Below are 23206 nucleotides of genomic sequence, written 5' to 3' on the forward strand. Positions count from 1 at the left end.
GTCCCCCTCACAGCCGCGTCGCCCGCAGCCGCAGCGCATTTCCGACCACGCTGACTGAGGACAGCGCCATCGCCGCCGCGGCGATGATCGGCGAGAGCAACACGCCGAAGGCGGGATAGAGGATGCCGGCCGCGATCGGAATGCCGGCGGCGTTGTAGATGAAGGCGAAGAACAGGTTTTGCCGGATGTTGCTCATCGTCGCCTGCGACAGCTTTCGCGCCCGGACGATGCCGACGAGGTCGCCCTTGAGCAGGGTCACGCCGGCGCTCTCCATCGCCACGTCGGTGCCGGTGCCCATGGCGATGCCGACTTCTGCGGCGGCCAGCGCGGGCGCATCGTTGACGCCGTCGCCGGCCATCGCGACGATGCGGCCGGCCTTTTGCAGCCTGGTGACCACCGCGCTCTTCTGGTCCGGAAGCACCTCGGCCTCGACCTCGGCAATGCCGAGCCGGCGCGCCACGGCCTCGGCCGTCGTGCGGTTGTCGCCGGTCAACATGATCACCTTGATGCCTTCGGCAGCTAACGCCTTCAGCGCCTCCGGGGTCGAGGCCTTGACCGGATCGGCGATCGCGAACAGGCCGGCCAGCCGGCCGTCGACGGCCATGTTGATCACGGTGGCGCCGTCCTGGCGTAGCCGTTCGGCGTCAGTGTCGAGCGCGGTAGTGTCGATGCCGATCGACGTCAGATATCTGGCATTGCCGAGCACGATGGTCTTGCCGTCGACCTTGCCGGTCGCGCCCTTGCCGGTCGGCGAGTCGAATTGCTCGACCTGGCCGAGGGCCAGCTGCTTCTCCTTGGCGGCGCGCATGATCGCGTCGGCCAAAGGATGCTCGCTGGCGCGCTCGACGCTGGCGGCAAGCTTGAGGATGTCATCCTCCGCAAAACCCGACGCCGGCACGATCGCGACCACCTTGGGCTTGCCCTCGGTCAGCGTGCCCGTCTTGTCGACCACCAGCGTGTCGATCTTCTCCATCCGCTCCAGCGCCTCGGCGTTCTTGATCAGCACGCCGCCTTGCGCCCCGCGGCCGACGCCGACCATGATCGACATCGGGGTTGCGAGGCCCAGCGCACAGGGGCAGGCGATGATCAGCACGCTGACGGCAGCGACCAGGCCGAAGGCCAGCCGCGGCTCAGGTCCGAACCAGGCCCAGGCGGCAAAGGCGGCGATCGCGACGACGATGACGGTGGGCACGAACCAGCCCGCGACCTGATCGGCCAACCGCTGGATCGGCGCGCGCGAGCGCTGCGCGTCCGCGACCATTTGCACGATCTGCGACAGCAGCGTCTCGCGTCCGACCTTGTCGGCGCGCATGATGAAGCTGCCCGACTGGTTCAGCGTGCCGGCGATCACCTTCGCGCCGCTCTCCTTCGTCACCGGCATGGACTCGCCGGTGACGAGCGATTCGTCGAGCGAGGAGCGGCCCTCGAGGATCACGCCGTCGACAGGCACCTTTTCGCCGGGACGGACACGCAGGCGTTCGCCGGCATGCAGCGCGTCGATTTCGACCTCGTGCTCGCTGCCGTCGTCATCGACGCGGCGCGCGGTCTTCGGCGCAAGCTGAAGCAGCGCCTTGATCGCGCCGGAGGTTGCGTCACGGGCGCGCAGCTCCAGCACCTGGCCGAGCAGCACCAGCACGGTGATGACGGCAGCCGCTTCGAAATAGACGGCAACAGCACCTTCATGGCCGCGGAACGTGGCGGGGAAGATCTGCGGCACGACGGTGCCGATGATGCTGTAGACATAGGCAACCCCGGTGCCCATCGCGATCAGCGTGAACATGTTGAGGTTGCGCGTCAGCAGCGACTGCCAGCCGCGAACGAAGAACGGCCAGCCGGCCCATAGCACCACGGGGGTGGCGAAGGCGAGCTGGATCCAGTTCGACAGCGTCTGATCGATCCAATTGTGCGGGCCCGCGAGATGGCCGCCCATCTCCAGCACCACGGCCGGCAGCGCCAGCGCGCCGCCGATCCAGAACCGCCGCGTCATGTCGGCGAGCTCGGGGTTGGGGCCGGTCTCCAGGCTTGCCACTTCCGGCTCCAGCGCCATGCCGCAGATCGGACAGCTGCCGGGTCCGACCTGGCGGATCTCCGGATGCATCGGGCAGGTGTAGATCGTGCCCGCGGGCATCTCCGGCTCGGGCGCCTTGTCCTTGGCGAGATATTTTGCGGGATCGGCGGCAAACTTGGTGCGGCAGCCGGCCGAGCAGAAATGGAAGGTCTCGCCGTGATGGTCGAAGCGGTGCTTCGCGGTCGTGGGATCGACCGTCATGCCGCAGACGGGGTCGTGCACCTTGCTGGCCGCATCGCCATGGTCATGCGTGTGATGATGGCCGTGGCCGGCATGATTGCCGTGCCCGCCGCAGCAGGAGGACGCCGCCGGCTTGGTCGCTTCCGTTTTGGCGGAACAACCGCATCCGGAATGTGCGTCCCCGCCCTGATGATGCCTGTGTTCGTTCATTGTCCCTGCTCCGGCCTTGTACCCGGGGTCTTGCAACCCATACCCGGTAGGGGTATATAGACCCCATGCGCAAGGACATCAAGGCATCTGTCGGAAAACGCCTCGGCCGGATCGAGGGCCAGGTTCGCGGCCTCTCGAAAATGGTAGAGGAGGACCGCTACTGCATCGACATCGTGACGCAGATCTCCGCGGTGCGTGCCGCACTGCGCCGGGTCGAGGAAGAGGTCCTCAAGGACCACGTCGCCCATTGCGTCGAGCACGCGATCGCGAGCGGCGACAAGGCCGACCAACGCGAGAAGATCGCGGAGCTGATGGCGGTGATCGGACGGGCGGAGCGGTAGGTTTTCACCGTCGCTGCGCTCGTGATGATTGTTGTTGAGCGAGATCGCGCCATAACTCCGGTGTCGTCCCTGCGAACGCAGGGATCCATAACCCCAGGGAGATGTTGGCGAAGACTCGTTGTTCGGTACGTCTACCGCGACCACTCGATAGATCACGCGGTATGGGTCCCTGCTTTCGCAGGGACGACAGCGGTTACGCCGCAATTTCTCTCGCCCGGCCACGGCGCCTCGGGCGGTACATCGCCAGCTTCTTCAGCAGCGGGACAGGCCCGGGAACGCTTTCAGCCGTCACCGCAGGCTGTGCACTCACTTGCGCAGCCGGAATTTCAGCCGGCGCCTCTTCGTCAACCGCCTCAGGAACGAGCGGCGGCGCACTGATCGTTTCTGGAAACACACTGAATGTGCCCGCTACCTCCTCGAGCGGCTTCTGCTTGTCGGCCCAGTGCAGGGCGGTGTAGTCGAACCCGTGCACGATGGTGGGTTTGACGACTTCGAAATAGGGCGAGATGTCGAAGTCGCGGGGCATGTAGAGCGAGGAATCGCGGATGTGCAGGATCTCGCGGCGGGCGGCGCGGCTGCCGGCCTTGGTGATCTTGGGCAGGATCGGATAGCGCACCGCATCGAACGCCTGCGCGATCAGCGCCGAGCAGATGATCTTGGTCGGATCGCCCGAGCCGATCGCGATCATGCGTCGCCGCCAGCGCTGCGGCACCGGCAACGGGAACAAGAAGCGCATGAGGTCGACGATGTTCTTGGTGTCGTAGCCGAAGCCGATGCGGTTGATCGCATAGCGGCAGACCGTGGTGCGGTCCTCGTAGGACAGCCCGACCGGGCGGCAGACCCGGGTGTGATACGGGAAATATTTCGACAGCGGCGCAGACGTGACGCCTTCGCCGATATTGGCCTCGATCAGCACATGCGGTTCGCCGTCGGCCTCCGCGGCGCCCTCGACCGGGCCGACATAGAGCGCGGCATGCGACCAGGTCGACTGCGTCAGATATTTGATGATGCCTGAGATGCGGTTGTTGCCCTCGACCAGCAGCACGTCGCCGGGCTCGATCACGCCGCGCAAGTGCTCCGGGTCGCTCGGCGTGAACGGCTCGTAGCCCGGCACCTCCTTGGAGAGGTACGCGGCAATCAGCTTGCCGACTGAATCTAGGACCGTCCCCATTTCCAACTCCCCCCACGACCTTTTGCGGCCGTCTTTTTCCCTTCTCTATCATGGTCGAAACGTCTTGCAATTCGGTTCATCACTCCGTGACTTCAAGCACGATTGATTCACCATGATGGTTGCCGTGCAACATCAGATGCGGCAAGGTTCGCTGACTGTTCCCGTTCGCCGCAAGTCCTCGGAAACCATGACATGACAATCACGCGCCGCGGTTTCCTTTCGGCGTCGGCGGGTCTTGCCGCCGCAATGCCGGTCCTGCGCGCAACCGCCGCGCCCCTGCCGCGCGAGGCGGATATCGTCGTGATCGGTGCGGGGGCCGCCGGAATCGCCGCGGCGCGGCGCATCATGGCGACGGGCCGCAAGGTCGTCGTGATGGAAGCGGCATCGCAGATCGGCGGCCGCTGTATCACCGACAGCACCACCTTCGAGGTGCCGTTCGACCGTGGTGCGCGCTGGATGCACAATCCCGACACCAATCCGATGATCCGGCTGGCGCGCAGTGTCGGGCTGGACGTGCTGCCGGCGCCATCGGGCCAGAAGATGCGCATCGGCCGCCGCAACGCGCGCGCGGGCGAGACCGAGCAATTCCTGGCGGCGCTGGTGCGCGCCAATCGTGCCATCGACGATGCCTCGCGGGCCAAGCTGGATACCTCTTGCGCCTCCGTGCTGCCGAAGGATCTCGGCGACTGGACGGGCGCGGCCGAGTTCATGCTGGGTGCGGGCTTTGCGGGCAAGGACCTGAAGGAGCTGTCCGCGATCGACAAGGGACGCGCGCAGGATCGCAACGCGGCGATCGCCTGCCGTCAGGGCCTGGGCACGCTAATCACCAAGCTCGGCGAGCAGGCGCCGGTGGCGCTGTCGACGCCGGCGAGCCGCATCAGCTGGAGCAACCGCGACGTCACCGTGGAGACGCAAGCCGGCAAGATCGCCGCGCGCGCCGTCATCGTCACGGTCTCGACCAACGTGCTGACATCGGGCGCGCTCAAGTTCACGCCCGACATTCCCAAACGCACGTTGGACGCGGCGTCAAAGCTGGGCCTCGGCAGCTATGATCGGATCGTGCTGCAATTGCCCGGCAATCCGCTCGGCCTGTCGCGCGACGATATCCTTATCGAGCAGAGCAATTCGGCGCGCACGGCGCTGATGTACGCCAATATCGGCGGCTCCTCGCTGTGCTCGATCGACGTCGGCGGCGCGTTCGGCCGCGATCTCTCCGAGCAGGGCGAGAAGGCGATGGTCGCCTTCGCCAGGGAATGGATCACGAAATTGTTCGGTAGCGAGGCTGCGGCTGCCGTCGGGAAGACCAGCGCTACGCGCTGGACCGCCTCGCCCTACGTCCTGGGTGCGATGTCGGCGGCTTCCCCTGGCGGCCAGCTGTCGCGAAAAATCCTGAGCGAGCCGATCGGCAACGTGTTCCTTGCCGGCGAAGCCACGCACGAGACGCTGTGGGGCACCGTCGACGGCGCCTGGGAAAGTGGCGAGCGCGCTGCGGACGCAGCCTTGCGCAAGATCGGTGCGCTCAAGGACGACACCACCGATGTGCCGACGCAATCGACGAAAAAGCGCAGAGCGCCGCGGCAGTAAGGCAATCAAGCCGCCAAACACTCCGCCGTCGTCCCTGCGAACGCAGGGACCCATAACCACAGGGAGACGTTTGACGAAGCCTCGCAGTTGAGAGATCGTCGTCGGGACTGTCACTTGTGTCTTATCGATAGATCACGCGGTATGGGTCCCTGCGTTCGCAGGGACGACAGCGGAGATAATCAGCGCAACACCCCGTCCAGCACCGGCAGTCCCGCGATCACCGCCATCGCGATTAGACCATAGCAAATCGCGCGAAATACTTTCTCGCTGGCGCGGCCGAACAGCGAGGCGCCGAATGCGACGCCAGCCGCATAGCCCGGCCCGACGATCAGCGAGAGCACGAGCGACTCGCGGCTGATCAGACCCGTGGACGCGTAACTGATCATCGAGAAGAAATCAGACGCGCCGAAGAAGAGCACGATATTGGCGCGCGCGACGATCGGCGCGATCGGGCGGCCGAGCCAGTAGCCGACGATCGGCGGGCCGCCGGTCTGCGCGAGGCCACTACAGAAGCCCGACAGGCCGCCGATGCCGACCGAGAGCCAGGAGTGGTCCTTGCCGCGATAGCGCCAACCCGACAGCAGGAGGAGCAACAGCGCGGCGACGAAGCAGGAGATGATCCAGCGCGTGGTGACGGGCTCGAGCACGCTGAGGAAATAGGTGCCGACGGGCACGCCGACCAGCGCGCCCAGCACGATGACCGCGGTCGCCTTGCGGTCGGCCTTACGCCATGCGTCGGGCAGCAGCGGTGCCGCCGCTACGAAATCGATCACCAGAAGCAAGGCGGCGACGAGCCGTGGCGCAGCAATGCTGCTTGCCAGCGGCATGAAGATCAGCGCCGAGCCGAAGCCGGAGAAGCCGCGTGCAGTGCCGGAAACGAAGGCGACGGCGCAGAGCGCCATCGCAATGGTGAGGCTGACGTCCTTCGGGAGAAAATCCGCCAGGGTCATCCGCGAAGAGTGCCGCCCGTCTTCTTCGTGACCTCGGCCACGATCTTCGCCGCGACAGCTTCGATCTCCTGATCGGTCAACGTCTTCTCGCGCGGCTGGATCGTCACCGCGATCGCGATCGACTTCTTGTCGTCGTCGATGCCCTTGCCCTCGTAGACGTCGAACACGTCCACGCCGGTGATCAGCTTCTTGTCGACGCCCTGCGCGGCTCGCACGATGTTGCCGGCCTTCACGGTACGATCGACGATGAACGCGAAGTCGCGCGTGACGGGCTGGAATGCCGAGAGCTCGATCACGGGCTTGGCGCGGGTCGGCTTCTTCTTCGCCTCGGGGATACGGTCGAGGATCACCTCGAACACCATCAGCGGACCGTCGGCGCCGAGCGCCTCGAGCGCTCTCGGGTGCACCTCGCCGAAATGCCCGAGCACGTTCTGCGGCCCGATCTGGATCGTGCCGGAGCGGCCCGGATGCAGCCATGCCGGACCGCCGGCGACGATCTGCAGCGCCTGCATCGGCGCGCCGGCGGCTGCCAGCACGGCCAGCGCATCCGCCTTGGCGTCGAACACATCAGCCTGGGTCGAGCCCGACCAGTGCCGTCCCAGACCTTCCGAGGAGGCAAAGCCGCGGCGTACGCCGCTCGCCGCCATGAACTGATCCTGCGGGCGATCGCCCTTGAAAATTTGTCCAACCTCGAACAGCGCGACATCGCTCACGCCGCGATTGGCGTTCGCCTGTGCGGCCGCGATCAGGCCCGCGAGCAGCGTCGGGCGCATGTCAGAGAGATCAGACGCGATCGGGTTGGCGACTTCGAGCTCGCGCTGGCCGCCGCCGAACAATTTTGCCGCGGACTTCGTGATGAACGACCAGGTCACCGCTTCGATGATGCCGCGGCTTGCGAGCGCGCGCCGGGCGCGGCGGGTGCGCAGCTGGAGCGGTGTCAGCACCGATTTGCGCGCGTCCTCGCCGCGCTCGAACGGCGTCATCGGCACCTTGTCGACGCCGTAGATGCGGACGATCTCCTCGACGATGTCGGCCTTGCCGTGCACATCCGTGCGCCACGACGGCACCGCGACCTTCACCACCGGCCCCGGGCCCGCCATCATGAAACCGAGATGGGTCAGGATGCGCTTCATCTCCGGCTGCGGCACCTCGATGCCGGAGAGGCGCTTGACCTCGGTCACCGGGAAATCGATCACCCGGTCATCGCCAAAGGCCTTGCCGACCACGACGGTCTCGGACGGCGTGCCGCCGCACATCTCCATCACCAGCCTGGTCGCCAGTTCCAGCCCCGGCACCATGAAGGCCGGATCGACGCCGCGCTCGAAGCGGTAGCGCGCGTCCGAATTGATGCCGAGCTTGCGGCCGGTCTGGGCGATGTTGATCTCGTTCCACAGTGCCGATTCGATCAGCACGTCGGTGGTATCATCATCGCAGCCGGAGGCTTCGCCGCCCATGATGCCGGCGAGCGATTCGACGCCGTGCTCGTCCGCGATCACGCAGATGGCGGGATCGAGATTGTAGGTGCGGCCGTCGAGCGCGAGCAGCGTCTCGCCCTCGCGCGCGCGGCGCACGACGAGATTGCCCTTCACCTTCCTGGCGTCGAACACGTGCAGCGGCCGTGCGCGGTCGTAGGTCATGAAGTTGGTGATGTCGACCAGCGCGTTGATCGGGCGCAGCCCGATCGCGGTCAGCCGCTTCTGCAGCCATTCCGGCGACGGACCGTTCTTGACGCCACGCACGAGGCGGAGCGCGAAGCCTGGACACAGCGTGGAATCCTCGACCGTGACCTTCACGGGGCACGCGAACTCGCCCTTGATCGGCTTGATGGCGGGATCCCTGAACTTGCCCATGTCGGCGGCGGCAAGGTCGCGCGCGATGCCGTGCACGCCGGTGCAGTCCTGCCGGTTGGGCGTCAGGTTGATCTCGATCATGGGATCGCCAAGCGCAGCCCATTCGGCATAGCCGGCGCCAACGGGTGCGTCCGGCGGTAATTCCATGATGCCGTCATGGTCGTTGGAGATCTGCAGCTCGGCCGCCGAGCACAGCATGCCGCGGCTCTCGACGCCGCGGATGGTGCCGACGCCCAGCGTGATGTCCTTGCCGGGAATGTAGGTGCCGGGCGGCGAGAACACGCTGACGAGACCCGCACGCGCATTCGGCGCGCCGCACACGACCTGCACCGGCGCACCGCCGTCACCGGTATCGACCATGCAGACGCGCAGGCGATCCGCATTCGGATGCTGCTCGGCCGAGATCACCTTCGCGATGGTGAAGGGCTTCAGCGCCTTCGCCTTGTCCTCGATGTTCTCGACCTCGAGCCCGATCATGGTGAGCTTCTCGGCGAGCTTGTCGAGCGGCTCGTCGGTCTCGAGATGATCCTTCAGCCAGGAGAGGGTGAATTTCATGGCTGTTTTTTCTCCACGGAGACGGTCTGCTCCCTCTCCCGCTTGCGGGGGAGGGTTGGGGTGGGGGCTCTCTCCGCGACGGTGGTCGCGATGGTTTCGAGAACGCCGCCACGATTTGTCATGACATCGAGATTGCTGAAGCGGAGTACCTTGAAGCCTTTTGCTTCGATCACGGCAGAGCGACGCGCATCGGCGCGCTCGCCTTCATTCGAAAAGTGTTGGCCGCCATCGAGCTCGATGACGAGCTTGGCTGCGTGGCAGACAAAATCGGCGACATAGTGCTCGATCGGCACTTGGCGGCGGAAGCTCACGCCATTCAACCGGTTGCCACGTAGCTCCGACCAGAGGATTCGCTCTGCATCGGTTGAATCGCGCCTGAGCGCGCGAGCATTGGCTCGCAGCTTGGCCGATTTCTTCCAGTCCGGATGTTCAGGATCGACCATTGGCAACCCCATCGAGGAGAGACCCCCACCCCAACCCTCCCCCGCAAGCGGGAGAGGGAGTCCGACTGTCCTCGCCGCTGGGGCGATCGTGTCCCAGCAGAGCATCACGAGCTCAACCCCCCAGCCAGCGTCGGCACCTCCAGCGGCTTGAAGCCGTAATGGGACAGCCAGCGAACGTCGCTGTCGAACAGCTGGCGGAGGTCGGCGATGCCGTATTTCAGCATGGCGATGCGGTCGATGCCCATGCCCCAGGCGAAGCCCTGATACTCATCGGGATCGATGCCGCAGGCGCGCAGCACGTTCGGGTGCACCATGCCGCAGCCGAGAATCTCGAGCCAGTCCTCGCCCTCGCCGAAGCGGATCTCGCCCTTGTCGCGGCGGCACTGGATGTCGACTTCCAGCGACGGCTCGGTGAACGGGAAGAACGACGGGCGGAAGCGCATGTTGATGTGGTCGACCTCGAAGAACGCCTTGCAGAACTCGTGCAGGATCCATTTGAGGTGGCCGAGATGCGAAGTCTTGTCGATGACGAGGCCTTCGACCTGGTGGAATTGCGGCGTGTGGGTCGCGTCCGAATCGATGCGGTAGGTGCGGCCCGGGCAGATCACGCGGATCGGCGGCTTCTGGCTCAGCATGGTGCGCACCTGCACCGGCGAGGTGTGGGTTCGAAGCAGCATGCGCGAGCCGTCCTCCTTCGGATGGAAGAAGAAGGTGTCGTGCATCTCGCGCGCCGGATGGCCTTCCGGAAAATTCAGCTTGGTGAAGTTGTAATCGTCGGTCTCGATGTCGGGGCCTTCGGCGACCGAGAATCCCATGTCGGCGAAGATCGTGGTCAGCTCGTCCCAGACCTGGCTCAGCGGATGGATACGGCCGGCTTCCGTCGGCGCATCGCGCAGCGGCAGCGTGACATCGACGGTCTCGGACGCGAGCCGCGCATCGAGCGCCGCCGATTTCAGCACGTCGCGACGGGCGGCGAGCGCCTGGGTGACCTCGTCCTTCGCCTGGTTGATCGCGGCGCCCTGTATCTTGCGCTCGTCCGGCGACATCTTGCCGAGCGTTGCCAGCAAGGCTGAGATCGAGCCCTTCTTGCCGAGCGAGGCAACGCGGACGGCTTCGAGGGCCGCTTCGTCGTCGGCAGCACTGATCTGCGCGAGGATGGATTGAACGAGACTGGCGAGGTCGGACACGGTCGGATCCCTCAAACTTGCAAAAGGCTGCCGGGTTGTGGCCGCAGCCGGGGCGGAACGTCAAGCCGATTGGACGTCGTAAATGCGGGGCATTTGAACCGTAAAGGCATGGCTGGCACCAACCTGAACGCGAAGGAGGGGACGATGCGTTTGCGATTCTGGGTGGCCGGCCCGGCCCTGGTTCTCTTGGAAGGCTTTCTGGGAGGCGCGGCTCTCGCCGCCGAAGAATGCCAGGCCAAATCCACGTCGATGGATGACATCGTCGTGGCCCTGAACGCGGCGCCGGGCTGCGAGCGTGCCATGAAGCAGTTCGAGGCCTGCGCATACGGCGCCAGCGGCGACGTACAGTTCGGTGACGTCGTCGAGAAGAAGTGCGAGGTCGATTTCATCGGCCAGCTGCAGCCGCCACAGAAGCTCAGCTACCAGCGCGAGTTGCGGGTCTGCGACCAGAAGTACCGGAGCAAGTCCGGCACCATGTATATCTCGGCCACGGCCTTCTGCCGGGCGGAGGTCGCCCAGCGCTACTCGCAACGTGCGCTGAAGGCCGGCAAAGCCGGCCGCTAGGGCCGCAGGGCTCAGGCAGCGAGCGCAGCCTTGGCCTTCTCGGCGATCGCCTGGAACGCCGCGGGCTCGCTGATCGCGAGATCCGACAGCACCTTGCGGTCCACGGTGATCCCGGACTTGGCCATGCCGTCGATAAATCGGCTGTAGGTCAGGCCGAACGGACGAACGGCAGCGTTGATGCGCTGGATCCAGAGCGCGCGGAAGGTCCGCTTCTTGCGCTTGCGATCACGGAACGCGTACTGCTGGGCCTTCTCCACGGCCGGCTTGGCGGCGCGGATGGTGTTCTTGCGGCGGCCGTAGAAACCCTTGGCGGCCTTGTAGACTTTCTTGTGCTTGGCGTGGGCGGTCACACCGCGTTTGACGCGAGACATGACAAAATCCTTCAGAGATGACTTTGGTTATCGGATTGCCGCGCAAGACGCGGCACGGTTGGCAATGATCGTGGACGCGATCAGGCGTTCGGCAAGAAGTACTTCTTGACGTTGTCGCCGTCGGTCTTGAACAGCACCGCGGTGCCGCGCAGCTGACGGATCTGCTTCTTCGTCCGCTTGATCATGCCGTGACGCTTGCCGCGATGGGCGAACATCACTTTGCCGGTGGCAGTCACCTTGAAGCGCTTTTTAGCGCCCGATTTGGTCTTCAGCTTGGGCATTTGGCTCTCCTAATGGCCACAGAGTTCCGCCCGCGAAGGCGGCTGGCCGTCAAAAATGCTCGTTAGAGCGTTGATTGTGCTCAGGTTTTACGAACAAGCGTGAAACCCGCACGAAACACCGCCACGGCAGCCCTTAATCAGCCGGGCGATGAAGGCTGGGCTTATGACAGAGGACAGGCCGATTGGCAACGATGAACCGGCGAAACCAGCCCGGCGACTATTCGGCATTGCGACCCTCATGTGCAAGCCTGTCGCCTGGAGCAGGACCAAAATGGCCCATTTTTCCCGATCGCTTCCCTCTTCGACTGTTTTCGCCCGTCCGCGCCATCTGGCGCTTCTGGCCGTGCTCGCCACGACCGCGCTGCCATCGACGGCCGATGCCCGGGTCGGCGGCTATGACGGCATCTGGAACGTCACCTTCGCCACCACGCGTGGCAATTGCAGCTCCGGCTACAGCGTCCCCTTCACCGTGACCGGTAGCCGGGTGTCGTCCGCCGGCGGCGGCCGGGTCTCCGGCAAGGTCAATCGCGGCGGTGCTGTGGCGGTCCAGGTCTCGGTCGGCGCGTCCCATGCCAGCGGCGGCGGCCGGCTCGCCGGCGTGAACGGCACAGGGTCGTGGAAGGGCATCATTTCCGGCGATCGTTGCAGCGGCACCTGGCAGGCGACGAGGACGTAGCTGTCGCCGGGAAAAATGGCGCGCTCCCTCCCCCGCTTGCGGGGAAGGGCTGGGGAGACGGTGTCTCCGCTGGCGAGAACCCCCCAAGAGGACAGAACCCTCACCCGGCGCTCGCGGCTCGCACCTCGCCCAAAACAAAACGGCCCGCCGGAGATCCGGACGGGCCGTTGAACTCTTGAGTTCCAAGCAACCGGCGTCAGCGCGGCGCCAGAACCATGACGACCTGACGGCCCTCAAATCGGGCGTCCTGCTCGACCTTGGCGAGCTCGGCGACGTCGGTCTTGATCTTGTCGAGCAGCTTGGTGCCGATCTCCTGGTGCGCCATTTCGCGACCGCGATAGCGCAGCGTGATCTTGACCTTGTCGCCCTCTTCGAAGAACCGCTGCATCGCGCGCATCTTCACGTCGTAATCGTGGTCGTCGATCATCGGGCGGAGCTTGATCTCCTTGATCTCGACGATCTTCTGCCGCTTGCGGGCTTCGGCGGCTTTTTTCTGGGCCGAATACTTATATTTCCCGTAGTCCATGATCTTGCAGACGGGAGGGCTGACGTTCGGCGAGATCTCGACCAGATCCATGCCGGCTTCCTGGGCCATCCGGATGGCCATGACGGTCTCGACCGTGCCTTTGTTGTCACCGGCCTGATCGATCAGCTGGATCTGCGCATTGCGAATATCATCATTGATGCGCGGCCCATCTTTGCTGGCGACGGGCGGGGCTTTATTGGGACGGCGAATGGGTGGTTCTCCAAAGTTGTGAAAGAGGCTGCTATTTTGCAGGAAGATGCGTTTGCCGGCAAGCAATTCGCTCGTGCGTGAAACGAAAAACCCTCAAATGCGAGGTATTTCGGCCACGCCTGGGCACGCTGACCGACATAGACACCTTGCTTCCGTTCCGCAAGCGTCCCAAAGGGACAATGCCGGTCTCCGGCGCTGCGGAATACGACCCGACAGCTCAAACCGCGCAGCCAGGTTAAACGTTCCATGAGCCATGCAATTGATGCCGTACTCGACTCCATCGATGTGGGTGAGGGCCCCTCAGCACGCAGGATCGCGGTGCGCAGCCGGCGCGGGCAGGGGCCCGGGCTGGTCTGGCTCGGCGGATTCAAATCGGACATGCAGGGCAGCAAGGCCCTGGCACTGGACGCCTGGGCCCGGGACCACGGCCGCGCCATGGTCCGGTTCGACTATTCCGGTCACGGCGAATCCGGCGGCGATTTCGCCGACGGAACCATCGGACGCTGGTTGGAGGAGTGCGTGGCGGTGTTCGAACGGTTCTGCGATGGCCCGCAGGTCCTGATCGGCTCCTCCATGGGCGGCTGGATGGCGCTGCTGCTCGCGCGCGAGATCAGGAAGCGTTCTGGCGCGGCCTCGCTCGCAGGGCTCGTGCTGATCGCGCCGGCGCCCGACTTCACCGAAGAGCTGATGTGGAAGAAATTTTCGCCCGCGGTGAAGCAGGAGATCGAGACCAAGGGTGTCTGGCTGCGGCCGTCCGAATATGGCGACGGCTCGCCCTATCCGATCACGCGGAACCTGATCGAGGAGGGCCGCAACCATCTCGTGCTCGGCAGCGCCATCGATCTCGGCTGCCCGGTCCGCATCCTGCAAGGTGCGAAGGATCCTGATGTGCCCTGGCAGCACGCTTTCGCGCTGACGCATCGCCTGCCGGCCGACGACGTCGTGCTGACCATGATCCAGGACGGCGATCACCGCCTCTCCCGCCCGCAGGACATCGCGCGCATTCTTGCCGCGGTGGCTGAGATCGAGTGAAGTGCCTTCTTCCTTCAGGAGGCAATCCAATGACCACCACCGCCATGCTGCGCGCCTTCTGCGATGCGGTCGAGCAGCGCAACGGCAAAGCGTTCGCCGAGCTGTTCACCGAGGACGGCGTCTATCACGACGTGTTCTACGGCGCCTTCGCCGGCCACGAGAAGATCGCCGCGATGATCGACGACTGGTTCTATCGCACGGCGACCGATTTCCGCTGGGACATGCACGATCCCGTCACCGACGGCACCACGCTCTATGCGCGCTACACCTTCAGCTATCGTTCGACCCTGCCGGAAGCGAACGGCGCGCGGGCGATGTTCGAGGGCGTTGCGATCATGACACTGAAGGGCGGCAAGATCGTGAGCTATCACGAGGTCGCCAATACCGCGCCGGCATTCGTCGACCTGAAGTTTGCGCCGGAGCGGATTGCCAAGATCGTCGCCAAGCAGGGCGCCGTTCTGAAGGCACGGCCGGAGATGAAGCGGCATTTGAAGTAGAGGCGCAACTCTCTCCATCGTCATTCCGGGGCGCGCCACTTGGCGCGAACCCGGAATCCATCGGACGTCAAAGCGCGAGGCGGCATGGATTTCGGGCTCACGCTGCGCGTTCCCGGAATGACGCTGAATAGTCTATCGCTTCGACGGATTGGCCATCGGCTTGCGCTGCGCCAGCGCGGCCACCGTCGCGGTGCCGATCGGGCCCTGTTCGTCATAGAGCCAGCATTCGCCGATCGCGACGCCGTCGGTGGCGTGGTGGTTCACCACCTCGAAGCCGATCCAGTTCGTCACCGGCAGGCGGTGCAGATAGATCGTGACGTCGCTGTTGATGTAGCCGAGCCCGTTGTCGCCGGCGTTGGCAAAGGGGCTGGCGAAATCCGCACCCGTTGCGACATGGACGAACGGTGTCATCGGCACGCCCGCGACGAGCTCGCGCACCTCGCTCATCCAGAGTCTTCGCGGACCGAGCGAGCCCATATGACCGACAATGGGGCGCGTCGTCCATTTGCCGTTCATGCCGAGCCTGGGATCGGTGGGTTTTGGAATGTCGGCCGGCTTCGGTGCGTCCCAGTTCGGCGGCGACCAGACCTTGCCATCAGGATTTTGCGTCTTGCGCAGCAGCTGGCACGAGGCCCGCGCCATGCTGACACCGCCGGAGACGAATTCCGCTTCGACCACGCGGATGCGCAAGCCGTCGCGCACGAGACGCGTCGTCACCTCGATCGGCTTGTCGATGGTCGGCAGCCGAAACATGTCGACGGTGAGCCGCGCCGGCACCAATTCGGGACCGGAATGGCGCTCCTCGATGGCGAAGCCGAGCAGCCCGACGACGACGCGTCCGTGCAGCGATTTCGGATCCCACGGACCGTTGGCGGCTTCCGTCGGATGGAATGTATCACTGTTGCGGGTGAAGAAAGGCAGGTTTGTCATGCGCGCGAGATTGAAGAAACGCGCGGGGAAATCAAGGGTGGTGGTGCCGTCGTGAGAGTCAGGCGCGCAAGCTCTCGCCACAACAACAGGTGTCTTCGCCCGGCTTGACCGGGCGATCCAGTAGTCCGAGACGGCCGTGACAAAATCGAGAAGCCGCGGCGTACTGGATTCCCCGCCTTCGCGGGGAATGACGGGTGGGTTAGGCGACGGTCTGCCACTCCTCACGCACGCTGTCGTCGCGTTCGTCGTCTAACGCAGCGGTCTTCATCGCCTCAAACTCTTCCCGCCCCACCAGTTGCCCCAGCGCCCACACCGCCGCGCCACGCACCAGCGGGCTCGCATCCTCCAGCAACCGCCGCGCCTCTTCCGACAACGTCACGTCACCCGAGTTGCCAATCGCAATCAGCACGTTGCGCAAAAACCGATCGCGGCCGATGCGCTTGACCGGCGATTTCGTGAACAGCGCGCGGAACGCGGCGTCGTCGAGGCGTGCCAGCTCGGCGAGACCAGGCGCGCGCAATTCGCTGCGTGCGGCGAGCTTGGCTTCGCGCCCCTCCTGCGCAAACTTGTTCCAGGGACACGCAGCGAGGCAATCGTCGCAGCCATAGATGCGGTTGCCGATGGCTTTGCGAAATTCGTGCGGGATCGGTCCCTTGTTCTCGATGGTGAGATAGGAGATGCAACGCCTCGCATCGAGCTTGTAGGGCGCGGGAAACGCCGCCGTCGGGCAGATGTCGAGACAGGCCTGGCACGAGCCGCAATGATCGATCTCGGCAGCGTCGCGCGGCAGCTCCAGCGTGGTGTAGATCGCGCCGAGGAAAAGCCACGAGCCGAACTCGCGCGAGACGAGGTTAGTGTGCTTGCCCTGCCAGCCCAGATGCGCAGCTTGCGCCAGCGGCTTCTCCATCACCGCTGCGGTGTCGACGAACACCTTCACGTCCGACGGCGCGGTCGCGACCAGCCAGCGCGCCAGCGCCTTCAGCCGCTTCTTGATGAGATCGTGATAGTCGTCGCCCTGCGCATAGACCGAGATCGCCGCGCGCGTGCGCTGCTCGAGAATCGCGAGCGGATCCTGGTCCGGGCCGTAATTGACGCCGAGCATGATCACCGAGCGCACGTCGCTCCACAGCCCGCGCGGATCGACCCGGCGCTCCGGCTGCGCCGCGAGCCAGTCCATGTCGCCATGGCCGCCGGAGGCGATGAATTCGAGGAAGTATTTTCCGGCACTCTCGATCGTGCCAGGTGCGGTGACGCCGATGCAGTCGAAGCCGAGCGCCCGCGCCTCGCGCGTGAGCGCCGTCTTCAGTTCAGTCGGATCGGAATTCAGAAATCCAGGTCCACGTAGGTCCGCGACGCCGGCACGCCGGCCAGCCATTCGCTCAGCAGCGGACGGAACGACGGGCGGGACTTCACCCGCGCGTACCATGCCTTTGCTGCGTCGTCCTCGCTCCATGGCACGTCGCCCAGATAGTCGATCGCCGAGAGATGCGCCGCGGCGGCGAGATCCGCGTAAGTGAGCCGGTCGCCGGCAAGGAAATTACGGGTCTGCGCCAGCCAGCCGATATAGGCCAGATGATAGCGCACATTGGCCTTGGCGGCGCGCATCACGTCGGCCGAGGGCGGCCCGCCGCCGTTCTCCTCGCTCATGAAGCGCTTGTAGATGCGCTCGGTGACGAGAGGATGCGAGACCTCCTCGAAGAATTTTTCGTTGAACCAGGCCATCAGACGGCGAACCTCGACACGCTCGCCGATGGCTTCCGGCATCAGGCGCTTGGGTCCCATCCCGGCGCCATAGGCCTCGTCGACATATTCGGCGATGATCGCAGCGCCCGGGATCGGCGGCTGCTCGTCGTCCACCATCACAGGCGTCGTGCCGGCCGCATTGAGCAACAAAAATGCCTCGCGCCGCTCCCAGCTGCGCTCTTCCACCAGCTTGAGGTCGAGCCCGTATTCGCCCGCGATCAGGCGGATGAAACGCGAATGCGGACAGAACGGATGATGAAACAGCGTAAACATGAAGCCTTTGACTATTTGATGGTGCTTAAGATTCCATCAATGTTTGTGCGGCGCCACACTAGTCCTTCAAAACCGCGAGGCAAGGGCGTGATTTCGCATTTTGCGATTGCGGCATGGGGGCGAATAGGCGAGAAGGGCCCCGCTTTTCCAGCCGAAATGGACCGTAAATATGTCAGACGCAATACGGGCAGTGATCCTCGGCATCATCGAGGGTGTGACCGAGTTCCTTCCCGTGTCCTCGACCGGCCATTTGCTGCTCGCGGAACGCTTCTTCCATCTCGGCGAAGGCGCCTTCTGGGATTCGTTTACGGTTCTGATCCAGCTGGGTGCGATCCTCGCGATCGTCGGGCTGTACTTCAAGAAGCTCTGGGATGTCGTGATCGGCTTCTTCACGGGCGACACCTATTCGCGCCGCTTCGTGCTCGGCGTGCTGGTCGCGTTCCTGCCAGCTGTGATCGTCGGCCTCGTCGCCGGCAAATACATCAAGAGCGTGCTGTTCAATCCCTGGGTCGTGTGCTTCACGCTGATCGTCGGCGGCGCCATCCTGCTCTGGGTCGACAAGCTCGATCTCAAGCCGCGCGAGCATGACGCCACGAGGTTTCCGCTGCTGATGTATCTCTATATCGGCATCGCGCAGTGCGTGGCGATGATCCCGGGCGTGTCGCGTTCCGGCGCCAGCATCGTCGCCGCGATGTTCCTCGGCGCCGACAAGCGCGCGGCGGCGGAGTTCTCGTTCTTCCTCGCCATCCCCACCATGATCGGTGCGTTCGCCTACGACTTCTACAAGAACCGCTCCGAGATGACGATGGACCACATGGGCATCGTCGCGATCGGCTTCGTGGTGTCGTTCATCACCGCGATCATCGTGGTCAAGACGTTCCTGGAATATGTCACCCGGCACGGCTTCGTGGTGTTCGCCTGGTGGCGCGTCATCGTCGGCACGCTCGGCCTGATCGCGCTGGCGCTGGGGCGTTAACTGTCTGGCTCCATCCGGGCTACGGCAGTTCGGCTGGCAGGCGTTTTCAACCCAAAATAAGCTTTTGATGGGTAGTCAGTTTCCAACGCCGGGCGGCGCGCGTCCGGCACAGGAGCTGAGCCATGACCCTCGTCAGCGGCTGGGGGCGTTTCCCGGTCGTCGATAGCGATGTGCTGCGCCCGCGCTCGTTCGCGGCAGTCGGCGAAGCCATCTCGGCCGGCACCGTCGCGCGCGGCAATGGCCGCGCCTATGGCGATGCCGCGATCGGCGCCGTCAGGACGATCGGCATGACCGGCTTCGACCGGGTCAGGTCGTTCGATCCGGCAACCGGGCGCATCCGCCTGGAAGCCGGCGTTCTCCTGTCGGACCTGATCGACACCTTTAGCCCGCGTGGCTTTCTGCCTTTCGTCGTGCCCGGCACCCGCTTCGTCTCGATCGGCGGCGCCATCGCCGCCGACGTTCACGGCAAGAACCATCATTGCGAGGGCGGCTTCGGCCGCTATGTCGACAGCCTCCTGCTGCGCACCGGGCAGGGCGAGGTCATTGAAGCCTCGCGCGAACAGAACTCCGATGCGTTCTTCGCGACCGTCGGCGGCATGGGCCTGACCGGCATCATCCTCGAAGCGACGATGCGGCTGCGCCGGGTCGAGACCGGGTGGATCCGCGAGCGGGTGATCTCCGCGTCCGATCTCGATGCCGCGATGCGCGCGCTCGAGGCGGGCGATGCCGCGACCTATTCGGTGGCGTGGATCGATTGCGTGGCACGAGGCCGCGATCTCGGCCGTTCGCTGATCTATCTCGGCGAGCACGCGGGCAGGGGCGAGCTGACGGAAGGCGCCGATGCATTTCCGGTCGGCAAGGAGTCTCGCCTCAGCGTGCCCGTCGACCTGCCGTCGATGGCACTGAACCGCACCAGCGTCCGCGCCTTCAACGAGCTTTACTATCGCATGGGCGCGCGGCGCGCCGGCGGCAGCCATGTGGTCTCGCTCTATCCGTATTTCTTTCCGCTCGACAGCGTCGGTGAGTGGAATCGCATCTATGGCAAGCGCGGCTTCCTGCAGCATCAATGCGTGATCCCGCAAGCCGGCGCGCGCGGCGTGCTCGGCGACATCCTGGATCGTGTCGCGCGGCGCGGCGACGCTTCCTTCCTCGCCGTGCTCAAGAAGCTCGGCCAGGGTGACGGCATCCTGTCGTTCCCGCTGCCCGGCTACACGCTGGCGCTGGATTTCCCGGTGAAGGGCGACATCCTGAATTTCCTCGACGAGATCGATCGCCTGGTCGTCGCCGCCGGCGGCCGGCTGTATCTGGCGAAAGACGCGCGCCAGTCGCGCGCGACCTTCGCGGCGGGCTATCCTGCCTTGCAGCGTTTCAACGCGATCCGCAAATCGCTCGATCCCGCCGGCAATATCCGATCGAAACTTTCACAGCGTCTGTTTGATGAGGTCTAGGCCGTGACGTCACGCAAATCTGTCTTGGTGCTCGGCGGCTCCTCCGACATCGGCCGCGCCGCCGCGCGCGCCTTTGCCAAGGCGGGATACGATGTCGCACTCGCCGGCCGCGACGTCGCCGCGCTGGAGCCTGACGCGGCCGATCTGCGCGCGCGTTACGCGATCGACGTCGGTCTCTACAAATTCGATGTGCTCGACACCGCCTCATTCGAGGGCTTTGTGAGCGGCCTGCCGGCATTGCCCGATGTCGTCATCTCGATCGTCGGCCTGCTCGGTATGCAGCAGAATGCCGAGAGCGATCTCGTCCACGCCACCGCGATCATGCGCTCGAACTACGAAGGCCCCTCGCTGATCCTCGGCCTGTTCGCCGAAAAATTCTTAGGCCGCGGCAGCGGCACGCTTGTCGGCGTGTCGTCCGTGGCCGGCGATCGCGGCCGGGCCTCGAACTATGTCTATGGCTCGGCCAAGGCCGGCTTCTCCGCTTTCCTGTCGGGCTTGCGCGCCCGCGCCAGCCGTGGCGGCGTGCATGTCGTCACCGTCAAGCCCGGCTTCGTCCGCACCAAGATGACTGATGGCATGAAGCTGATCGGCCCGCTCACCGTCGAAGCGCCGGTGGTTGGCGATGCCATTCTCCGGGCAGTCGAGAACAAGACCGACGTCGTCTATGTCAGCGGCAAATGGCGCCTCGTGATGCTGATCATCAAGACGCTGCCGGAAGCGGTGTTCAAGAAGCTGAAGTTTTGAGGCTGTAGCCGCGGCGGCGGTCTGCTCCCTCTCCCGCAAGCGGGAGAGGTGACACCCACCTCACACGCTCATACGCTGGAACTGACCGGCGGCGCGGAAGCGCCAGAGATATTGCGGGGCGATCGCCTCCAGCGAATCGCCTGTTATGCCGAGCCCTTCCAGCGTCAGGCTGGCGGCCTTCGCCGCATCCGACACGACATTGTCACGCTCGAGCATCGTGACCTGGTCCGGCGTCAGCTTGAAGGCGCCCGGCGCGAATTGCAGGAAGTTCGCCTGGAAGCGGGCGAGGCCGAACGGCAGCGGGATCAGCGCCGGCTTGCGCGCGGTGATCTCGAGGATGGCCTCGATGATCTCGCGCATGGTCAGCACTTCCGGCCCGCCGAGCTCGTAGGTCGCGCCCGCCTTGGCCTTGCCGTCGACGGCGTCCGCGATCGCGGTGGCGACGTCGCCGACATAGACCGGCTGCATCCTGGTCTCGCCGCCGATCAGCGGCAGCACCGGCGACATCCGGGCCAGCGCGGCGAACCGGTTGGTGAACTGGTCCTCGGGGCCGAACATCACGGAGGGGCGGAAGATCGTGGCCGAGGGCACCGCAGCCGACACCGCGGCTTCGCCGGCCGCCTTGGCCTTGGCATAGCGCGAGGGCGATTCGGCATCGGCCCCGATCGCCGAGACATGCACCAGGCCGGCGCCGGCCGCGGCCGCTGCCTTGGCGACCGTTTCGGCACCCCTGGCCTGGACGGCGTCAAAGGTCTGCGCGCCGCCCTCGGTGAGGACGCCCACGAGGTTGATGACGACGTGCGAATCACGCAGCGCCGCCTCGACCGAGGCCGGATAGCGCAAATTGGCCTGCACGGTGTGGACCTGCCCGACCTTGCCGGAGGGCTGGAGGTATCCGGCCAGTTCCGGCCGCCGCACCGCGACCCGGACCCGGTAATCGCGCTTGCACAGCGCGCGGACGACATTCCGGCCCAAAAACCCCGATCCGCCGAAAACCGTGACGAGCGTGTCCAGATTCGATGCCATGGGAGCCGTTCCTGCGGAAAAGAGTGCGTCTTGTCAGGCTTGTATCGGGCCGGTTTGCGATGCGCAATCGGCATCCCCAAACCCGGGTCACGCATGAATTGACAACGGCGTCACCGAACCGTAGTAACCGCCTCCGTGCCCCAAACGGCATGCCCAGGTGGTGGAATTGGTAGACGCGCTGGCTTCAGGTGCCAGTGGCTTAACGGCCGTGAAGGTTCGAGTCCTTTCCTGGGCACCACCCCCAACCCAAGTGGTTGAAATCGCTCATTTGCAGGGAATTTGAGCCGCTGACCGGTACACATAACCGGGACACAGCGCTCATAGCGTACCGAATGGCCTAGATCGATCGTCGGGTCGACTCAGATCGCCGGCGAGCTTGAGGCGGCTGGCTTTGTCAGTCGCTTAGGCAAGCGCTACGCGCCGACAGCCGTTGCCCGGGTGCCAGGTGAGCTACGAACGACGTCCACTGCGCTCGCGGCCGAAGCCGTCGTCGCTAGGTGGGAAAAGGTCGGCAAAGCTGATGACCCCAAGAGCCTGAGAGGTCTCAGTGCTCGTTGACCGCGGCGCCGAGCTTGATCAGGCTCAGCGAGCGGTTCGCGGTCTCACGCAGGCGGCAGTAGCTCGCGCCGCCCCGGTACATGCCGGGGTCGACCTGGTCGACGGCCGCGCAGAGGCGATCACGCGACGCGGCGAAAGTTTTCTGCGAGTCGTTGGCCGCCTTGATCACGTCGGCGAACCCGCCAGCCTGAACCTTCTTGAGCGCCTCACTGGTTTTTTGCGTCCAAACGGCGAGTTCGCGCGCCGCGCAGGCTTTCCATTTGGCGACATCGTCATTCGCGCCCTCTGCCGCTTTGATGCAGGGGTCGGCGACGAGCCCGACGCACGCGCTGCCGAAACCGCCGGTTTTCTCGGTCTTCAGGCAGGCATCGATCACTGCAAGGTCGGCTGGCGCGGTGCCCTGGGCGAAAGCCATCGATGCGAGCGGGAGGCTAGCGGCGAGCATCGCGGCGGCAAGTTTAAGCTTCATTGGAGATCTCCGTTCGCGCATCGACCGGCCGGTGTGGCGGAAGGGCCGGACGGCGAGTGGGAAGGGGGAAACGAGGGGGGTATGCGGCTTCGGCTACGCCCTCTCCAATCAATGCCTTTGAATGCGCCTTGACCTGACTAACGAGATTTTCGACCAAAACGTGATACATGCAACTTTGGTCATCGAAGGCCCAGTGTCGGTTCACCTTAATGTGGAACAGGAGCTACGCTGACGACTAATGACGGCGGGACCGGTTAAGGCACGCACTGGCTATCGCGTCCCAACGCGCAAGAGCGCCGTGGGTGGCGTCCTGATCGTCACGCATGCGATGCACGGTCTGCCG

23 protein-coding genes and 1 tRNA gene are annotated in these 23206 nt (G+C 65.0%); 10 read left to right on the forward strand and 14 right to left on the reverse strand.

Features of this window, described 5'->3' with window-relative positions; translation table 11 throughout:
* Positions 1-7 precede the first annotated feature (7 nt).
* Positions 8-2458, reverse strand: a complete 2451-nt coding sequence (locus XI04_RS29245; protein ID WP_271610570.1) for a heavy metal translocating P-type ATPase — start codon at positions 2456-2458, stop codon at positions 8-10.
* Positions 2459-2523: 65 nt separating this feature from the next.
* Here XI04_RS29245 and XI04_RS29250 point away from each other — a divergent pair, with 65 nt between their 5' ends.
* Positions 2524-2799 carry a metal-sensitive transcriptional regulator gene (locus tag XI04_RS29250; protein WP_007598521.1) on the forward strand — a complete coding sequence of 92 codons (276 nt, stop codon included), beginning with the start codon at positions 2524-2526 and terminating at the stop codon, positions 2797-2799.
* Between the two features lie 193 nt (positions 2800-2992).
* Here the strand turns inward: XI04_RS29250 and XI04_RS29255 are convergent, their stop codons facing one another.
* Positions 2993-3970, reverse strand: a complete 978-nt coding sequence (locus XI04_RS29255) for a YiiX/YebB-like N1pC/P60 family cysteine hydrolase (RefSeq protein ID WP_038972297.1) — start codon at positions 3968-3970, stop codon at positions 2993-2995.
* A 192-nt stretch (positions 3971-4162) separates the two neighbouring features.
* On the opposite strand from XI04_RS29255, the gene XI04_RS29260 reads away from it, so the two are divergent.
* Positions 4163-5554 (forward strand): flavin monoamine oxidase family protein, encoded by a 1392-nt coding sequence (locus XI04_RS29260; protein ID WP_271610569.1) that lies wholly within the window; start codon positions 4163-4165, stop codon positions 5552-5554.
* 179 nt (positions 5555-5733) lie between these two features.
* Here the strand turns inward: XI04_RS29260 and XI04_RS29265 are convergent, their stop codons facing one another.
* The 4 genes from XI04_RS29265 to pheS all read right to left on the reverse strand — a co-directional run bounded on the left by XI04_RS29265 (position 5734) and on the right by pheS (position 10539).
* Positions 5734-6504 carry a sulfite exporter TauE/SafE family protein gene (locus tag XI04_RS29265; protein WP_271610568.1) on the reverse strand — a complete coding sequence of 257 codons (771 nt, stop codon included), beginning with the start codon at positions 6502-6504 and terminating at the stop codon, positions 5734-5736.
* Positions 6501-8909 carry a phenylalanine--tRNA ligase subunit beta gene (gene pheT / locus XI04_RS29270; protein ID WP_271610567.1) on the reverse strand — a complete coding sequence of 803 codons (2409 nt, stop codon included), beginning with the start codon at positions 8907-8909 and terminating at the stop codon, positions 6501-6503. Before pheT ends, XI04_RS29265 begins: the two co-directional genes overlap by 4 nt.
* Complete coding sequence (locus XI04_RS29275; protein WP_212428946.1) at positions 8906-9352, reverse strand: endonuclease domain-containing protein; 447 nt, start codon at positions 9350-9352, stop codon at positions 8906-8908. Before XI04_RS29275 ends, pheT begins: the two co-directional genes overlap by 4 nt.
* A 104-nt stretch (positions 9353-9456) precedes the next feature.
* The gene (gene pheS / locus XI04_RS29280) at positions 9457-10539 is read right to left on the reverse strand and encodes a phenylalanine--tRNA ligase subunit alpha (RefSeq protein WP_271610566.1); all 1083 of its coding nucleotides are present in this window, start codon (positions 10537-10539) and stop codon (positions 9457-9459) included.
* A gap of 144 nt (positions 10540-10683) precedes the next feature.
* On the opposite strand from pheS, the gene XI04_RS29285 reads away from it, so the two are divergent.
* Positions 10684-11103, forward strand: coding sequence for a hypothetical protein (locus tag XI04_RS29285; RefSeq protein ID WP_370157269.1), 420 nt, complete (start codon positions 10684-10686; stop codon positions 11101-11103).
* A gap of 11 nt (positions 11104-11114) precedes the next feature.
* Here XI04_RS29285 and rplT read toward each other — a convergent pair whose 3' ends face one another.
* Both rplT and rpmI read right to left on the reverse strand, forming a co-directional pair.
* Positions 11115-11474, reverse strand: a complete 360-nt coding sequence (rplT, locus tag XI04_RS29290; RefSeq protein ID WP_027561620.1) for a 50S ribosomal protein L20 — start codon at positions 11472-11474, stop codon at positions 11115-11117.
* Between the two features lie 80 nt (positions 11475-11554).
* Positions 11555-11755, reverse strand: a complete 201-nt coding sequence (rpmI, locus tag XI04_RS29295) for a 50S ribosomal protein L35 (RefSeq protein ID WP_008143958.1) — start codon at positions 11753-11755, stop codon at positions 11555-11557.
* Between the two features lie 271 nt (positions 11756-12026).
* On the opposite strand from rpmI, the gene XI04_RS29300 reads away from it, so the two are divergent.
* Positions 12027-12431, forward strand: coding sequence for a hypothetical protein (locus XI04_RS29300; protein WP_038972318.1), 405 nt, complete (start codon positions 12027-12029; stop codon positions 12429-12431).
* A gap of 196 nt (positions 12432-12627) precedes the next feature.
* Here XI04_RS29300 and infC read toward each other — a convergent pair whose 3' ends face one another.
* Positions 12628-13167 (reverse strand): translation initiation factor IF-3, encoded by a 540-nt coding sequence (gene infC, locus XI04_RS29305; RefSeq protein ID WP_080670072.1) that lies wholly within the window; start codon positions 13165-13167, stop codon positions 12628-12630.
* Positions 13168-13413: 246 nt separating this feature from the next.
* Here infC and XI04_RS29310 point away from each other — a divergent pair, with 246 nt between their 5' ends.
* Both XI04_RS29310 and XI04_RS29315 read left to right on the forward strand, forming a co-directional pair.
* Positions 13414-14199 carry an alpha/beta hydrolase gene (locus tag XI04_RS29310; RefSeq protein WP_271610564.1) on the forward strand — a complete coding sequence of 262 codons (786 nt, stop codon included), beginning with the start codon at positions 13414-13416 and terminating at the stop codon, positions 14197-14199.
* Between the two features lie 29 nt (positions 14200-14228).
* Positions 14229-14696, forward strand: a complete 468-nt coding sequence (locus tag XI04_RS29315; protein ID WP_028139435.1) for a nuclear transport factor 2 family protein — start codon at positions 14229-14231, stop codon at positions 14694-14696.
* Positions 14697-14828: 132 nt separating this feature from the next.
* Here the strand turns inward: XI04_RS29315 and XI04_RS29320 are convergent, their stop codons facing one another.
* From XI04_RS29320 to XI04_RS29330, 3 genes are all read right to left on the reverse strand, one after another.
* On the reverse strand, positions 14829-15626 hold the full coding sequence (locus tag XI04_RS29320; protein ID WP_271610563.1) for an acyl-CoA thioesterase domain-containing protein: 798 nt from the start codon (positions 15624-15626) through the stop codon (positions 14829-14831).
* Between the two features lie 199 nt (positions 15627-15825).
* Positions 15826-17001, reverse strand: a complete 1176-nt coding sequence (gene queG / locus XI04_RS29325) for a tRNA epoxyqueuosine(34) reductase QueG (protein ID WP_271610562.1) — start codon at positions 16999-17001, stop codon at positions 15826-15828.
* Positions 16950-17642 carry a glutathione S-transferase family protein gene (locus tag XI04_RS29330; RefSeq protein WP_028139438.1) on the reverse strand — a complete coding sequence of 231 codons (693 nt, stop codon included), beginning with the start codon at positions 17640-17642 and terminating at the stop codon, positions 16950-16952. Before XI04_RS29330 ends, queG begins: the two co-directional genes overlap by 52 nt.
* Positions 17643-17811: 169 nt before the next feature.
* Between XI04_RS29330 and XI04_RS29335 the strand changes: the two genes are divergently transcribed.
* The 3 genes from XI04_RS29335 (at position 17812) to XI04_RS29345 (ending at position 20810) form a co-directional block, all read left to right on the forward strand.
* Positions 17812-18618 (forward strand): undecaprenyl-diphosphate phosphatase, encoded by an 807-nt coding sequence (locus tag XI04_RS29335; protein ID WP_028139439.1) that lies wholly within the window; start codon positions 17812-17814, stop codon positions 18616-18618.
* Positions 18619-18740: 122 nt separating this feature from the next.
* Positions 18741-20066 (forward strand): FAD-binding oxidoreductase, encoded by a 1326-nt coding sequence (locus XI04_RS29340; RefSeq protein WP_271610561.1) that lies wholly within the window; start codon positions 18741-18743, stop codon positions 20064-20066.
* 3 nt (positions 20067-20069) lie between these two features.
* Positions 20070-20810: an SDR family oxidoreductase gene (locus tag XI04_RS29345; protein WP_271610560.1), complete on the forward strand. Its 741-nt coding sequence runs from the start codon at positions 20070-20072 to the stop codon at positions 20808-20810.
* Between the two features lie 60 nt (positions 20811-20870).
* Here the strand turns inward: XI04_RS29345 and XI04_RS29350 are convergent, their stop codons facing one another.
* Positions 20871-21836: a complex I NDUFA9 subunit family protein gene (locus XI04_RS29350; protein WP_095424860.1), complete on the reverse strand. Its 966-nt coding sequence runs from the start codon at positions 21834-21836 to the stop codon at positions 20871-20873.
* Between the two features lie 151 nt (positions 21837-21987).
* On the opposite strand from XI04_RS29350, the gene XI04_RS29355 reads away from it, so the two are divergent.
* A tRNA-Leu gene (locus XI04_RS29355) sits at positions 21988-22074 on the forward strand.
* A 306-nt stretch (positions 22075-22380) separates the two neighbouring features.
* Here XI04_RS29355 and XI04_RS29360 read toward each other — a convergent pair.
* Entirely contained in the window at positions 22381-22863 is a 483-nt protein-coding gene (locus XI04_RS29360; protein ID WP_271610559.1) for a lysozyme inhibitor LprI family protein, read from the reverse strand.
* Positions 22864-23206 lie beyond the last annotated feature (343 nt).

Source organism: Bradyrhizobium sp. CCBAU 11430 (assembly GCF_028128855.1).
Taxonomy (GTDB): domain Bacteria; phylum Pseudomonadota; class Alphaproteobacteria; order Rhizobiales; family Xanthobacteraceae; genus Bradyrhizobium; species Bradyrhizobium ottawaense.